14 protein-coding genes are annotated in these 13,557 nt (G+C 74.2%); 7 read left to right on the top strand and 7 right to left on the bottom strand.

Annotated elements, in window-relative coordinates; translation table 11 throughout:
- Positions 1-42: 42 nt before the first annotated feature.
- Genes ispG through map form a run of 7 tightly spaced genes read left to right on the top strand, consistent with a single transcriptional unit; the run spans position 43 to position 6,586 of the window.
- Positions 43-1,200, top strand: a complete 1,158-nt coding sequence (ispG, locus tag KPF22_RS22295) for a flavodoxin-dependent (E)-4-hydroxy-3-methylbut-2-enyl-diphosphate synthase (protein ID WP_174565920.1) — start codon at positions 43-45, stop codon at positions 1,198-1,200.
- Positions 1,201-1,245: 45 nt separating this feature from the next.
- On the top strand, positions 1,246-2,079 hold the full coding sequence (locus KPF22_RS22290; RefSeq protein WP_208822455.1) for a GNAT family N-acetyltransferase: 834 nt from the start codon (positions 1,246-1,248) through the stop codon (positions 2,077-2,079).
- 26 nt (positions 2,080-2,105) lie between these two features.
- The gene (locus KPF22_RS22285) at positions 2,106-2,891 is read left to right on the top strand and encodes a CPBP family intramembrane glutamic endopeptidase (RefSeq protein ID WP_208822456.1); all 786 of its coding nucleotides are present in this window, start codon (positions 2,106-2,108) and stop codon (positions 2,889-2,891) included.
- 39 nt (positions 2,892-2,930) lie between these two features.
- Positions 2,931-3,377, top strand: a complete 447-nt coding sequence (locus KPF22_RS22280) for a MarR family winged helix-turn-helix transcriptional regulator (protein WP_208822458.1) — start codon at positions 2,931-2,933, stop codon at positions 3,375-3,377.
- A gap of 52 nt (positions 3,378-3,429) precedes the next feature.
- A complete protein-coding gene (locus KPF22_RS22275; protein WP_208822460.1) occupies positions 3,430-5,262 on the top strand; it encodes a penicillin-binding transpeptidase domain-containing protein in 1,833 nt (610 codons plus the stop codon).
- A gap of 57 nt (positions 5,263-5,319) precedes the next feature.
- Positions 5,320-5,703: a DUF3054 domain-containing protein gene (locus KPF22_RS22270; RefSeq protein ID WP_224403194.1), complete on the top strand. Its 384-nt coding sequence runs from the start codon at positions 5,320-5,322 to the stop codon at positions 5,701-5,703.
- Positions 5,704-5,728: 25 nt separating this feature from the next.
- Positions 5,729-6,586 carry a type I methionyl aminopeptidase gene (gene map / locus KPF22_RS22265; protein WP_208822462.1) on the top strand — a complete coding sequence of 286 codons (858 nt, stop codon included), beginning with the start codon at positions 5,729-5,731 and terminating at the stop codon, positions 6,584-6,586.
- A 24-nt stretch (positions 6,587-6,610) separates the two neighbouring features.
- On the opposite strand, the gene KPF22_RS22260 is transcribed toward map, so the two are convergent.
- From KPF22_RS22260 to KPF22_RS22230, 7 genes are read right to left on the bottom strand one after another with little or no spacing between them, the layout of a single operon-like run.
- Positions 6,611-7,075, bottom strand: a complete 465-nt coding sequence (locus KPF22_RS22260) for a peroxiredoxin (protein ID WP_224403193.1) — start codon at positions 7,073-7,075, stop codon at positions 6,611-6,613.
- A gap of 32 nt (positions 7,076-7,107) precedes the next feature.
- Positions 7,108-7,917: a DUF1295 domain-containing protein gene (locus KPF22_RS22255; RefSeq protein ID WP_224403192.1), complete on the bottom strand. Its 810-nt coding sequence runs from the start codon at positions 7,915-7,917 to the stop codon at positions 7,108-7,110.
- Positions 7,914-9,278, bottom strand: coding sequence for a cyclopropane-fatty-acyl-phospholipid synthase family protein (locus tag KPF22_RS22250; protein WP_208822468.1), 1,365 nt, complete (start codon positions 9,276-9,278; stop codon positions 7,914-7,916). The genes KPF22_RS22255 and KPF22_RS22250 overlap by 4 nt, the downstream gene beginning before the upstream one ends.
- Before the next feature lie 11 nt (positions 9,279-9,289).
- Positions 9,290-10,597, bottom strand: a complete 1,308-nt coding sequence (locus KPF22_RS22245) for a cyclopropane-fatty-acyl-phospholipid synthase family protein (RefSeq protein ID WP_224403191.1) — start codon at positions 10,595-10,597, stop codon at positions 9,290-9,292.
- Positions 10,594-11,370 (bottom strand): DUF1365 domain-containing protein, encoded by a 777-nt coding sequence (locus KPF22_RS22240; protein WP_208822470.1) that lies wholly within the window; start codon positions 11,368-11,370, stop codon positions 10,594-10,596. The genes KPF22_RS22245 and KPF22_RS22240 overlap by 4 nt, the downstream gene beginning before the upstream one ends.
- Positions 11,367-12,674: an NAD(P)/FAD-dependent oxidoreductase gene (locus tag KPF22_RS22235; RefSeq protein WP_208822471.1), complete on the bottom strand. Its 1,308-nt coding sequence runs from the start codon at positions 12,672-12,674 to the stop codon at positions 11,367-11,369. Before KPF22_RS22235 ends, KPF22_RS22240 begins: the two co-directional genes overlap by 4 nt.
- Positions 12,671-13,399, bottom strand: coding sequence for an alpha/beta hydrolase (locus KPF22_RS22230; RefSeq protein WP_224403190.1), 729 nt, complete (start codon positions 13,397-13,399; stop codon positions 12,671-12,673). The genes KPF22_RS22235 and KPF22_RS22230 overlap by 4 nt, the downstream gene beginning before the upstream one ends.
- Positions 13,400-13,557 lie beyond the last annotated feature (158 nt).

Genomic DNA, 13,557 nt, shown 5'->3' with positions numbered 1-13,557 from the left:
CGGGTACGGCGGGTCCCGCGGCGCGGTGGGATAGTGGAGGTCGTGAGCGTCTCCCTGGGTATGCCGTCCGCGCCCGCGCCGACCCTGGCCCCGCGCCGGAGGACGCGGCAGCTGCAGGTCGGCCCGGTCGGTGTCGGATCCGACCACCCGATCTCCGTCCAGTCCATGACGACCACCCTGACCTCCGACGTCAACGCGACCCTCCAGCAGATCGCCGAGCTGACCGCGGCAGGCTGCGACATCGTGCGCGTCGCCTGCCCGTCCGCCGACGACGCCGAGGCACTGCCCGCGATCGCGCAGAAGTCGCAGATCCCGGTGATCGCCGACATCCACTTCCAGCCCAAGTACGTGTTCGCCGCGATCGAGGCCGGCTGTGCCGCGGTGCGGGTGAACCCGGGCAACATCCGCAAGTTCGACGACCAGGTCAAGGAGATCGCGCAGGCCGCGAAGGACCACGGCACGCCGATCCGGATCGGGGTCAACGCGGGCTCGCTCGACAAGCGCCTGATGGAGAAGTACGGCAAGGCGACGCCCGAGGCGCTCGCCGAGTCGGCCATGTGGGAGGCGGGCCTGTTCGCCGAGCACGACTTCCACGACATCAAGATCTCGGTCAAGCACAACGACCCGGTCGTCATGGTGCGGGCCTACGAGCTGCTCGCCGAGCAGTGCGACTACCCGCTGCACCTGGGCGTCACCGAGGCCGGGCCCGCGTTCCAGGGCACGATCAAGTCGGCCGTCGCGTTCGGGGCGCTGCTGCGCCAGGGCATCGGCGACACCATCCGGGTCTCGCTGTCCGCGCCGCCGGTCGAGGAGATCAAGGTCGGCCAGCAGATCCTGGAGTCGCTGAACCTGCGCCCGCGCAAGCTCGAGATCGTCTCCTGCCCGTCCTGCGGTCGCGCCCAGGTCGACGTCTACACCCTCGCCGACGAGGTCACCGCCGGTCTGACCGGCATGGAGGTCCCGCTGCGCGTGGCCGTCATGGGCTGCGTCGTCAACGGCCCCGGTGAGGCGCGCGAGGCCGATCTGGGCGTCGCCTCCGGCAACGGCAAGGGCCAGATCTTCGTCAAGGGCGAGGTCATCAAGACCGTCCCCGAGCACAAGATCGTGGAGACGCTGATCGAGGAGGCCATGCGGCTCGCCGAGGAGATGGGCGAGAGCGTGGACGGTGTGACGGGTGAACCGCAGGTGACCGTCGGCTGAGCGAGTGCCGGTACCGGACGGGCGTCGGCGTGGCATCATGAACCCGTGCTGAGGGTGGCCGGAGCACGGCTTCTCGACGATCGTCACCGCTCCGGGGTGCACGACGTGCTCGACGCCGACCCGGTCGCCGCGTGCATGGTCGCCTCCCGTATCGAGGCGGTCGGCCTCGACCCGTGGCGGCTGGGCGGTGAGCTGTGGTCCCACGGGGCCCCGGCGGACGGTCTGTGCTTCTCCGGGGCGAACCTGGTTCCGCTGCGCGGTGACCGGGCGGCGCTGCGTGCCTTCGCCGACCGGGCCCGCCGGGCCGGACGGGTGTGCTCGTCGCTGGTGGGGCGGGCCGAGCTCGTCCTGCCGCTGTGGGAGGAGCTCGCACCGGGCTGGGGCCCGGCCCGCGAGATCCGGTCCGACCAGCCGCTGATGACCCTCGAACGGCCGCCGATGATCGCGCCCGACACCCGGGTGCGTCCGGTCCGGATCTCCGAGCTCGACCGCTACCTGCCGGCCGCCGTCGCGATGTTCACCGAGGAGGTCGGCGTCGACCCCCGCGAGGGCGACGGCGGGGCGGGCTACCGGGCCCGGGTCGCCGAGCTGATCACGTCCGGGCGGGCGTTCGCCCGGTTCCACGACGGTGAGGTCGTGTTCAAGGCCGAGATCGGCGCCCTGTCGCGCACCGTCGGCCAGATCCAGGGGGTCTGGGTGGACCCGGCCTGGCGCGGGCACGGGCTCGGTACGGCCGGGACGTCGGCGGTCGCGGTCGCGCTCGCCGGGATGGGCCGCCGCGCCAGCCTGTACGTCAACGCCTTCAACGCACCGGCCCGGGCCGCGTACCAGCGGGTCGGGTTCGTGCAGGTCGCGCGGTTCGCCACCGTCCTGTTCTGAGCACGATCGGGTCGCGGTGCTTGACCGTGCCGCAACGGCACGGTGTCGACTCGGCCGTGGCCGCGGACATCCGCCGCGCCACCACGAGCAGGGAGGTCGTCGTGTCCCGTTCCAGCTCCGCGTCGCCGGTCGTCACCGGGACCGGTCCGCGCCCGGGGTGGGTGGAGGTCGTCGTCGGCCTGGTCGTGCTGGCCGCCGTCGCCTACGGGGGCGGACCGCTGGTGCTGCGGACCCTCGACCCCGGTCCGCTCGCCGGGGGCCTGTTCCTCGCGGCGCTGTCGGGGATCGCGGGCGTCGCCGGGTTCGCCGCGGCCGTCGCGGTCCGGCGTCGCCCGCTGCCGGAGTTCGGCGTGCGGGCGACGACCGCGCGCTGGCTGCTTCTCGGCGCCGCCGGGGCGGTCCTGGCGTTCGTCGTCAGCCGGCTGCTGGTGGTCGGGATGGTCGCGCTCGGGATCGAGCCGGAGAACATCCAGGGCGCCTACGCCGACGCGGGCAGCGGCGGGGCCTGGTCGGTGGCGCTGTCGCTGCTGTTCCTCGCGGTGCTGACACCGCTGGGGGAGGAGCTGCTGTTCCGCGGGGTGGTCACCTCGGCGCTGCTGCGCTACGGCGCCGTCGTCGGTGTGCTGGGCAGCGCCGTGGTGTTCGCGCTGGCGCACGGGCTGAACGTGGTGTTCCTGACGGCGCTGGTCGTCGGGCTGGTCGCGGGTGAGCTGCGACGACGCAGCGGCTCGGTGTGGCCGGGGGTGGTCACGCACCTGGTGCACAACGCCATGGCCCAGGTCGTCGCGCTGGCGTTCGCCGGGGTGCTGTGAGCGACGGGCAGCTACCAGGCGCCTGATAGCGTCCGGTCCGTGCCCGACGAGGACGTGCCGCTCTGGGAGCTCATCCGGACGGCCCACGTCGTCGCCCGGGGGTTCCACCGGGTGTTCGCCCGGGCGGGCCTGACCGCGACCGGCTTCGGCGTGCTCGCCGAGCTCGCCGACCGCGAACGGACGGGCGGGCCGCCGCCGTCGCAGGCCGAGCTCGCCCGGATCGTGCTGCTGCGCCCGCAGAGCGTGGGGGAGCTGGTCACCGACCTCGTCGCCCGTGGCCTCGTCCGCCGCGACGGGCCGGGCGGCCGTGGACGCCGCGCCGGTCTGGAGCTCACCGACGACGGCCGCGCCGCGCTGCAGCGTGCCCGGCCGCTGGTGCAGGAGTTCACCGCGCCGGAGGCGATCGGGCTCGACCGGGACCGGACCGCCGAGCTGACCGCGATGCTGCGGACCGTGCGCGAGACCCTGGCCGCGGCGGAGGACTGACGGGGCGCCCGGACACCCGGGCCTCACACCGGGCGCGGCATACTCGCTGATCGTGATCGCCACCCTGCGGAAGCGCCCCCTGGTCCTGGCCGCCGCGATCGTCGTGCTCGTCGCGGTGGGTGTCGTGGTGGCGCTGCTGCGCCCCTGGGGAGGTGCCGGGACGACCGCCGAGCGGTACGTCACGGCCTGGGCCGCGGGGGACGCGCCGGGTGCGGCCGTCTACACCACGGACGCGGAGACGGCGGGCGCCTACCTGCAGAAGTCCCGCGACGACCTCGCCCCGGCCGGCATGACCGCCCGGGTGACCGGAACCCGCACCGACGGCGACCGCGCGACGTCGACGGTGGAGGTCGCCTGGGACCTGGGGCAGGGCCGGGCCTGGAACTACACCCTGGACCTGCCGCTCGTCGCCGCCGACGACGCCGCGGGCAACGACACCGGCTGGGCGGTCGAGTGGTCGCCCGCCGCGTTCGCGCCGGGGCTCACCGACGGCCAGCGCCCGGTGACCCGCACCGTGACCGCCGCCCCGGCGCCCGTCCTCGACGCCGGCGGGGCCACGCTGCTCGCGCCCACCCCGGTCGTCACCGTCACCCTGGACAAGGCGCAGGTCGGGCAGGCCGCGGGTGGGCTCGGCTCCGCACTGGGCACGATCGACCCCGCGATCACGGCGTCGAGCATCACCGCGGGCGCGAACGCCGTGCCGGACGGACAGGCCTACACCGTCGTCGTGCTGCGGGAGCCCGACTACCAGCGGGTCCGCGACCGGATCTACGACCTGCCCGGCGTCCGGTTCGTGTCCTCCACGCGGCTGCTGCCGCCCGACCAGGGCTTCGCGGGGCAGCTGATGCAGGGCGCCCGCGCCGACATCGAGAAGGCCGCCGGCGGGACGCCCGGCTGGTCGGTCGACGTCGTCGGCGCCCGCGGCGAGACCGTCCGCTCGGTGGCCGGGCAGCCCGCCGGGCCGGGGAAGCCGGTCACCCTGGAGCTGGACCGCACCGTGCAGGACGCGGCGCAGGCCGCCGTCGACGCCGACTCCAGGCAGGCCATGATCGTCGCGATCCGGCCGTCCACCGGGGCGGTGCTCGCGGTGGCGCAGAACGCGGCCGCCGACCGCGACGGCGCGCTGGCCCTGACCGGCCGCTACCCGCCCGGCTCCACGTTCAAGATCGTCACCGCGTACGGGGCGATGCCGGCGGAGAACCTCACCCCGCAGTCCCCGGTCGAGTGCCCCGGCACCACCGTGATCGACGGGCGCACCATCCCCAACGAGGACTCCTTCGTGCTGGGCACCGTGCCGCTGACCGAGGCGTTCGCGCAGTCCTGCAACACGACGTTCTCCCGGCTCGCCCTCGGCCTGCCCGCCGGCGGCCTCCCGGACGCCGGGAAGGCGCTCGGCTTCGGCGCGGACTGGAAGATCCCCGGGATGACGACGATCACCGGCACCGTCTCGCCCGCGACCGACGACCTGCAGCGGGCCAGCGACGGCTTCGGCCAGGGCGACGTCCTCGCCTCCCCGTTCGGCATGGCGCTGGTGTCGGCGACGGTCCAGCACGGCGCGCCCGTCACGCCGTCGCTGATCCGCGGGGCGACGACCGAGGCCGCCGTCGCGCCGGGCACCCCGGACCGCGCGGTGCTCGACCAGCTGCGCCCGATGATGCGGGCCGTCGTCACCTCCGGGACGGCGCGGGCCGCCGCCGGGCAGGGCGAGGTGTACGGCAAGACCGGCACCGCCGAGTACGCGGGCCCCGACGGCGGCAACCGCTCGCACGGCTGGTTCACCGGCTACCGCGGTGACCTCGCCTTCGCCACCCTCATCGTCGACGGCGGGTCGTCCGGGCCCGCGGTGCAGATGACGGCGCGCTTCCTGGCGGGCGTCCCGCGCTGAGCGACCGGCCGGGCGGCGGCGGGACGGCGTCGTGCCGGGCGCCCTACCCTGGGCGTCGTGCACCCCAGCCGGATCCCCGCCCTGGCGTTCGTGGCCGACCTCGTCGCCGTCGTGGTGTTCGCCGCCATCGGGAGGCTGAGCCACGCCGAGGCCGACAGCGTGCTCGGCCTGCTCGGCACCGCGCTGCCGTTCGCGCTGGGGGTCGCGGCGGCCTGGGCGACGCCGTGGGTGCGGTCGGCGCCGGCGTCGCTGCGCGCCGGGGCGGTCGTGCTCGCCGGGGCCGTGGTCGTCGGGCTCGTGCTGCGGCTGGGGTTCCTGGGGCGGCTGCCGCTGTCGTTCGCGGTCGTCGCGACGATCTCGCTGGCGGTGCTGCTGCTGGGCTGGCGGGGGATCTCCGCCGCCGTCGCGCGGATGCGGGCCCCGCGCACCCCGACCCGCTGAGGGCCCCGGACGTACGATGGGGGTCATGTCGACCCGCACGCTGCTCGTCCCCGGCACCCCGACCCCGATCCGCGAGGTGCCGTCGCACATCCCGCGTCCGGAGTACGTCGGCAAGCCGGCCCCGGCACGCAGCCGCCGCGGTGACATCCAGACGCCCGAGACGATCGAGCTGATGCGCCACGCCGGGAAGGTCGCGGCCCAGGCGCTGCAGCTCGCGGGCGAGACCGTCCGCCCCGGCATCACCACCGACGAGATCGACCGCGTGGTCCACGAGTTCCTCGTCGACCACGATGCGTACCCCTCGACGCTGGGCTACCGGGGCTTCCCCAAGTCCTGCTGCACCAGCCTCAACGAGGTCATCTGCCACGGCATCCCGGACACGACCGTCATCGACGACGGCGACGTGCTCAACGTCGACGTCACCGCGTTCGTCGGCGGGGTGCACGGCGACACCAACGCGACCTTCCTCGCCGGTGACGTGTCGGAGGAGGCGCGGCTGCTCGTCGAGCGCACCCGCGAGGCCACGATGCGCGCCATCAAGGCCGTCCGCCCCGGGCGTGAGCTGAACGTCGTCGGCCGGGTCATCGAGTCCTACGCCAAGCGCTTCGGCTACGGCGTGGTCCGCGACTTCACCGGCCACGGCATCGCCCACGAGTTCCACTCCGGGCTGGTCGTGCTGCACTACGACCAGCCCGACGTGCACACCGTCCTCGAGCCGGGGATGACCTTCACGATCGAGCCGATGATCACCCTCGGCGGCATCGACTACGACACCTGGGACGACGACTGGACGGTCGTCACCAAGGACAAGTCGTGGGTCGCGCAGTTCGAGCACACCATCGTGGTGACCGACGACGGCGCGGAGATCCTGACCCTGCCCTGAGGCGGGGCCGCCCGGCGTGCGCGGTCAGGCGGCGGCGCGCTCGCGCAGCAGGGCCAGCGCCTCGTCGGCGTGCTTGTTCATGTCGGTCTCGGACCCGATCTCGGCGAGGACCGCGCGGTCCGGGCCGATCACGAACGTCTTGCGGCGGGTGTGGAAGTTCCCCGGGAGCCAGGCGCGGTAGGCACCGAAGGACTTCGCGACGGCGTGGTCGGAGTCGGACAGCAGCGGGAACCCGAAGCCGTTCGCGGCGGCGAACATGTTCTGCTTGTCCGGCCGGTCCGAGGAGATCCCGACCGGCTGCGCGCCGAGCTCGGCGAACTCGGCCGCGAGGTCCCGGAAGTGGCAGGCCTCGGCCGTGCAGCCACCGGTCATCGCGGCCGGGTAGAAGAACAGGACGACGGGCCCGGCCGCCAGCAGGTCGGACAGCCGGCGCGGTGCGCCGGCCTCGTCGGGCAGCTCGAAGTCGGTGGCGGTGTCGCCGACGGCCATGGTGTCTCCTCGGGTCGCGGGTGCGGGGTGGGTCAGGAACGTGGGGGCAGCGGGAGGAACCCGCTGGTGCGGCGGACGTAGTCGGCGTAGCCGGGGCGCCGGTCGGCGATGTCGCGTTCCAGCAGCGCCGCGCCGGTGCCCTTCATCAGGTTCGCCGTGATCACGGCGACCCCGACGAGGCCGATCAGCCCGGCCGGGTGGTGCAGGGCGAGGATGCCCAGGCCCCACCAGACGCAGGCGTCGCCGAAGTAGTTGGGGTGGCGGGTGAACCGCCACAGACCGCGGTCCATCACCTCGCCGCGGTTCGCGGGGTCGGCGGTGAACCGGGCGAGCTGGGCGTCGCCGACGGACTCGAAGGTGAACCCGACCGCCCAGACGAGCACGCCGAGCACGGTGACGGCGACCAGCCATCCGGCGGCCGCGGTGCCGTACTGGGCGACCTGCACGGGGAGCGAGACGACCCACATCACCGCGCCCTGGGTGAGGTAGACGCGCCGGCCGATCGAGCCGCGCTCGCGCAGGTCGACGTAGCGCCGGTCCTCGGGCCTCCCGTGGTTGCGCCGCGCGATGTGGCGGGCCAGCCGCCCGCCCCACACCGCGACGAGCACGACCACCAGGGCGCGCCGCCAGCCGTCGCCGGTCGGGTCGAGGGCCGTCGCGGTCACCGCGGTGACGAACGCGACCCACACGAACCCGAGCCCCCAGACGACGTCGACGCCGTCGTGCCGGCCGCGCCGCACGCCGATCGCGTACGCGAGGGCCATGAGCACGGCGACGGCGACGGCGGTGACGCCGAGGTTGACGGCCCACGCCGCCCAGGGGAACGGGTTCACCCCGGTCATGCTGTCGCGGCCGGCGACGGCGCGCCCGCCGGGGCGGACCCGACGGCCGGGTCGAGCCCCAGGATCCCGGTGCGGCTGCGCGGGAGCCCGGAGGTGCCGTCGGCACCGGGGCGGACGGTGAGGATCTGGTGCACGCCCATCCGGTTCTCCTCGAACGCCAGCGCGGCACCGGCCAGGTACAGCAGCCAGATCCGCCACTGCTCCTCGCCGATCATCCGGACCGCGGTGTCGCGGTGCGCCTGCAGCGTCTCCAGCCAGGGCCGGACCGTCCACACGTAGTGCTCGCGCAGCGAGTGCACGTCGACGATCTCGTGCCCGGCCCGCTCCAGGAACCCGAGGGTCTCACCGAGCGGGCGCATGTACATGTCCGGCGCGACGTAGGCCTCCATGAACGCGCCGCCGCCCGGTGCGGTGTTCGCCCCGACCGACCCGCGCGACATCTGCTGCAGCAGCAGGCGTCCGTGCGGGCGCAGCATGCGGTGCAGCTGTGCGGCGTAGACGCCGTAGTTCTCCTGCCCGACGTGCTCGCCCATCTCGATGGAGGACACGGCGTCGAAGGGCTGGTCCGAGATCTCGCGGTAGTCCTGCAGCCGGATCTCCACCCGCTCGGACAGCCCCGCCCGGCGGACGCGCTCGACGCCGTAGTCGCGCTGCTGGGCGGAGAGGGTCACGCCGGTGGCGTGCACGCCGTAGTGCTCGGCCGCGTGCACGAGCAGCGAGGCCCACCCGCAGCCGACGTCGAGCAGCCGCATCCCCGGCGCCAGGCCGAGCTTGCGGCAGATCAGGTCCAGCTTGTCGCGCTGGGCGTCGACCAGGGTGTAGCCGGGCCCCTCGTCGCGGGTCCAGTAGCCGCACGAGTAGGCCATCTGCGGATCGAGCAGGAAGGCGTAGAACTCGTTCGACAGGTCGTAGTGGTGGCTGATCGCGTCGCGGTCGCGGCGACGGCTGTGCCGCCGCCCGCCCAGCCGGGCCTCCGACGCCGGCGGCCGCGGCGGGGGGCCGACGGCGCCGAGCCGGGCCGCGGTGCCCAGCGCACCCAGCTTCTGACGCAGGTCGAGCGTCGCCGAACCGGTCCCCGGCTTCGCGAGCGCCCAGAACCGGGACAGCCCGTCGGCGATGTCACCGTCGACGGACAGGTCGCCGGAGACGAACGCGCGGGCCAGGCCGAGCTCGCCCGGCGCCCACAGCAGCCGGCGCAGGGCGCGGCGGCGGTTCACGATCACCGTCGGTGGGTTCGGGTCGTCGGGGGTGCCGGTGCGGCCTGCCTCGCTGCCGTCCCAGGCGCGCAGCCGCACCGGGAGCGGGGCGCCGAGGACGTCCTCCAGGAGCGAGGTGAGGCGCTCCGCGGGGGTGGTGGTCATGAGGGCACCTCTCAGAAGGACGGGCGGCGCTGCAGCGAGAACTGGACGACGTCGAGGTAGCCGACGCGGAACCCGGCCTCGCAGTAGCCGAGGTAGAACTCCCACATCCGCCGGAACGTCTCGTCGAAGCCGAGTGCCTCGACCTCGTCCCACCGCGTGAGGAAGCGGGTGCGCCAGTGGCCCAGGGTGCGGGCGTAGTCGTAGCCCAGGCTCCGGCGCTCGGCGACGCGCAGCCCGCCGGTGTGCCGGGCGAGGTTGTCCTCGATGGCCTCGACCGACGGGATGATCCCGCCGGGGAAGACGTACTTGTGGATCCAGGTGTAGTCGTTGCGGGCGACCATCATCCGGTCGTGCGGCATGGTGATCGACTGCAGGCCGACCCGCCCGCCCGGCTTGAGCAGCCGGTCCAGCGCGGCGAAGTACGTCGGCCAGTACTCGACGCCGACGGCCTCGATCATCTCGACCGACACGACGGCGTCGTAGGAGCCCTGGGCCTCGCGGTAGTCGCGCAGCAGCACCTGCACCCGGTCGGCCACACCCGCCTCGGCGAGCCGCGCCTCGGCGAGGGTCTTCTGCTCCTGCGAGATCGTCAGCGTGGTGACCCGGGCGCCGCGCTGCGCGGCCCGCGTCGCGAGCCCGCCCCAGCCGGTGCCGATCTCCAGCACGTGCATCCCGGCCTCGACGCCCGCCATGTCCAGGATGCCGTCGATCTTGCGTTCCTGGGCGAGGACGAGGTCGTCGGAACCGTCGGCGAACCAGCCGGCGGAGTAGGACATGGTGTCGTCGAGGAACAGCGAGAACAGCTCGTTGGACAGGTCGTAGTGGCGGTGGATGTTCTCCCGCGACCCCTCGACCGAGTTGACCTCGGCGGTGGGCCGGCGGGCCTCGGCGAACCGGCGGCCCAGCCGCTGCAGGGCGGGCGGCACCAGCGTCGACAGCCGGGCGGCGAACGGGGTGAGCAGCCCGGGCAGGTCGGTGGTCGTCCAGTCGCCGACCATGTACGACTCGCCGAACCCGATCTTGGAGTTCGCGCCGAGCCGGTGGAAGAACGCCGACGGGCGCTCGATGCGCATGACCGGCGAGGTCGGGCCGCCCGCACCGAGCCGCTCCCCGCCGGGGAACACCACCCGCACCGGCAGCGACCGGACCGCGTTGCGGAACAGCGACTCCGCGATCCGGGCCTTGGCCGGGGCCACGGGCGGTGTCGCCAGACCGGGCCACACACCCTCGTTGGGGCGGGGCACGGCGTGCGTGCGGGGCCGGGTGCCGCGCGCGCCGGCGGAGGTGGGCACGGCGATCCCGTCGTGCTGCATGGTCATCGCGTGACCCCTTCCTGGTGCTGATCCTGTGTGGAGTGTTCGTCGGGGAGGCCCGCGCGGTTCTGTGGTGGCCGGGCCGGTTTCGGCACGACCGGCAGCTTCGTCCACAGCGCGATGCCGTGGCGCCGGATCAGCGCCGCGGTCCGCTGGGTGACCAGCGGGCGGCGCAGCACCGTGCGCGCCACCTGCCGGGTGGTCGCGGGCCTGCGGATCCCGGCCAGGGTGGCGACGAACGCGGGCGCACCGTCCTGGTGCAGCGTGATCGCGATGCCGAGGCGGTCGTCGGGCTCGGGCAGGCGCATCGTGTAGTGGCCGTCGACCGTGAGGAACGGCGAGACGTAGAACTCCTTGTCCACGCCCGCCCGCCCCGACGGGTCGGGGTGCAGCAGGTAGCAGTGCCGCTCGCCGTAGGTGTTGTGCACCTCCGCGACCACGCAGGCGAGCGTGCCGTCGGCGCGGTGGCACCAGAACACCGAGATCGGGTTGAACACGTAGCCGAGCACCCGGGCGTGGGCGAGCATCAGGACCCGGCCCCCGGCCAGGTCGATGCCGTGCGCGGCCAGGTAGGTGTCGACGTTCTCCCGGATCCCGCGCTCCGGGTCCCCGAGGTGGTCGCGGGCGTCGAAGCGGGCGAACGGGCGCAGCCAGAACGGCAGCCGCGGCAGCGCGTCCAGGTCGACGAGCCAGTAGTAGATCGAATGCGAGAACGCCGTCTCCAGGTCGCGCCGGCGGGCGTGACGGACCTCGGCGTCGTAGAGCGCCGGGGTGCTCACCAGCTCACCCCGAGCGCGCGGGCGGCGCGCACGCCCGAGGCGCAGCCGTCCTCGTGGAAGCCCCAGCCGTGGTAGGCACCGGCGTAGGCGGTGACCGGGGTGTTCAGCTCCGGCAGGCGGCGCTGGGCGGCCACCGAGTCCGGCGTGTACACCGGGTGCTCGTAGGTCATCCGCGCGACGACGGCGTCCGGGTCGATCCGCCCGGCGCCGTTCAGCGTGACCACCCAGTCGTCGGGGTCGGTGAGGCGCATCAGCCGGTTCATGTCGTAGCTGACCAGGACCGGGGCCGCGGTGCCGTCGGATCCGCCCGGCCCGCCCGTGGCGTCCGCACAGGCGGGCTTGAGGTAGTTCCAGGACGCCCGGGCGCCGGACCGGCGCGGCAGCAGCGAGGTGTCGTGGTGCAGCCAGGTCTCGTTGCGGGAGTAGGTGAACGCCCCCAGCACGGCCCGCTCGTCGGCGGTGGCGCCGTCGCCGAGGACCGCCAGCGCCTGGTCGGGGTGGGTCGCGAGCACGACGTGGTCGAACGCGGCGACGGTGTCGGCGTCGTCGCGGACCTCGACGCCCGCGGTCGAGCGCAGGACCGAGCGGACCGGCGTCGCGGTGCGCACCGCCGGGAGCTGCTTGACGACACGGTCCACGTAGGAGCGGGACCCGCCGGTGACGGTCCGCCACTGCGGGGAGCCGCCGATCCCGAGCATGCCGTGGTGGTCGAGGAAGGTGAACAGGTAGCGCGCCGGGTAGTCCAGCGAGAGCGCCGCGCCCGCCGACCACACGCAGGACACCACCGGGATCATGAAGTGCTGCACGAAGTAGCGGGAGTAGCCGCCGATCGCGAGGAACGCCCCGAGCGTCACATCGCCGGCGGACTCCTCGGCCAGGACCCGGCGTGCGTGCCGGTGGAACCGCACGACCTCGCCGAGCATCCGCAGGTAGGCCGGCCGGGCCACGTTGGAGGCCTGCGGGAACAGACCACCCAGCTTGCGGGCACCGGCGTACTCCAGCCCGCAGCCGTCGCAGCGCACCGACATCGACATGTCGGAGTCCTGGGTGGACACCCCCAGCTCGCCGAACAGGCGCAGCAGGTTCGGGTAGGTGCGGTCGTTGTGGACGATGAACCCGGAGTCGACGTGGGTGGTCCCGCCGTCCGAGGACGCCAGCTCGTGGGTGTGGGCGTGCCCGCCCGGGCGGGCGTCGGCCTCGTACAGCGTCACGTCGTGGCTGCGGGACAGCAGGTGGGCGGCCGTCAGACCGGACACCCCGCTGCCGACCACGGCGACGGTCGGACGCGCCTGCGGTGCACTCACCTGTCAGCTCCTTCGAGGGCGACCCGCAGCCCGGCCGGGGCGGGTTCCGCCATGGCGTTCGAGATGACCGGGTCACGGGGTTCGGCCCCGAGCTCGCCGAGTGCGAAACGTCGCACCAGGGAGGTCCAGTCACCGGCGCGGCGGAGCATGGCGTGGCCGTCGCCGAGCACGTCGAAGCGGGCGACCCGGTCGGTCACCGACCGGGCGCGCAGGGCGTAGGCGTAGGACGCCGCGGGGTCGGTCATCCGCTCCCGGTCGCCGTGCGCGATCAGCACCGACCGCCCGGCGAGCTGGTCGACCGGGTCGGAGCCCTCCAGCCAGGGGGCGAGCCCGCACACCGCGACGACGCCGGGTGCGCCCGCCGCCCGCAGCACCGCGCGGGCACCCATCGAGTGCCCGACGAGCACGACCGGGCGGCCCGGGTAGCGGCGCACGAGCTCGTGGACGGCCCACTCGGCGTCGCGGTAGGCGTCCATGGCCGGGCCGTTCCAGCCCCGCACCCGGTAGCGCAGCAGGTGCACCGCGACGCCCGAGCCCGTCCCGGTCCGGTGGGCGCGCCCGCCGCGCTCCAGGGAGTGCGCGAACGGCAGCATGCGCAGCAGTGCCAGCCCGCGCCGGGCGGGCGCCGTGGAGTGCGACTTCCCGCCGTGGGCGACGAGCACGACACCGGCCGGTTCGGGGTGTCGGTCGCCGGCGTTCTCCAGCCACGGACTCGGATCGGGCACGGGGCACCTCGCAGGGGACGGGGTGCGCGGGGCACCGGGACGGTCTCGGCGCGTGTTCGTCCGGCGGCCCGGTGGTGGCCGGTCGGTGGGACCGTCCTCACATCGGGTCGGCCCGGACACGGTCCGCGACCGGTGCGTACCCGTCGACCCTAGATCGG

The organism is Pseudonocardia sp. ICBG1034 (assembly GCF_020131375.1).
Taxonomy (GTDB): domain Bacteria; phylum Actinomycetota; class Actinomycetes; order Mycobacteriales; family Pseudonocardiaceae; genus Pseudonocardia; species Pseudonocardia alni.
The sequence above is the reverse complement of the archived record's forward strand: the minus strand, read 5'-3'. Positions and strand labels throughout refer to the sequence as shown.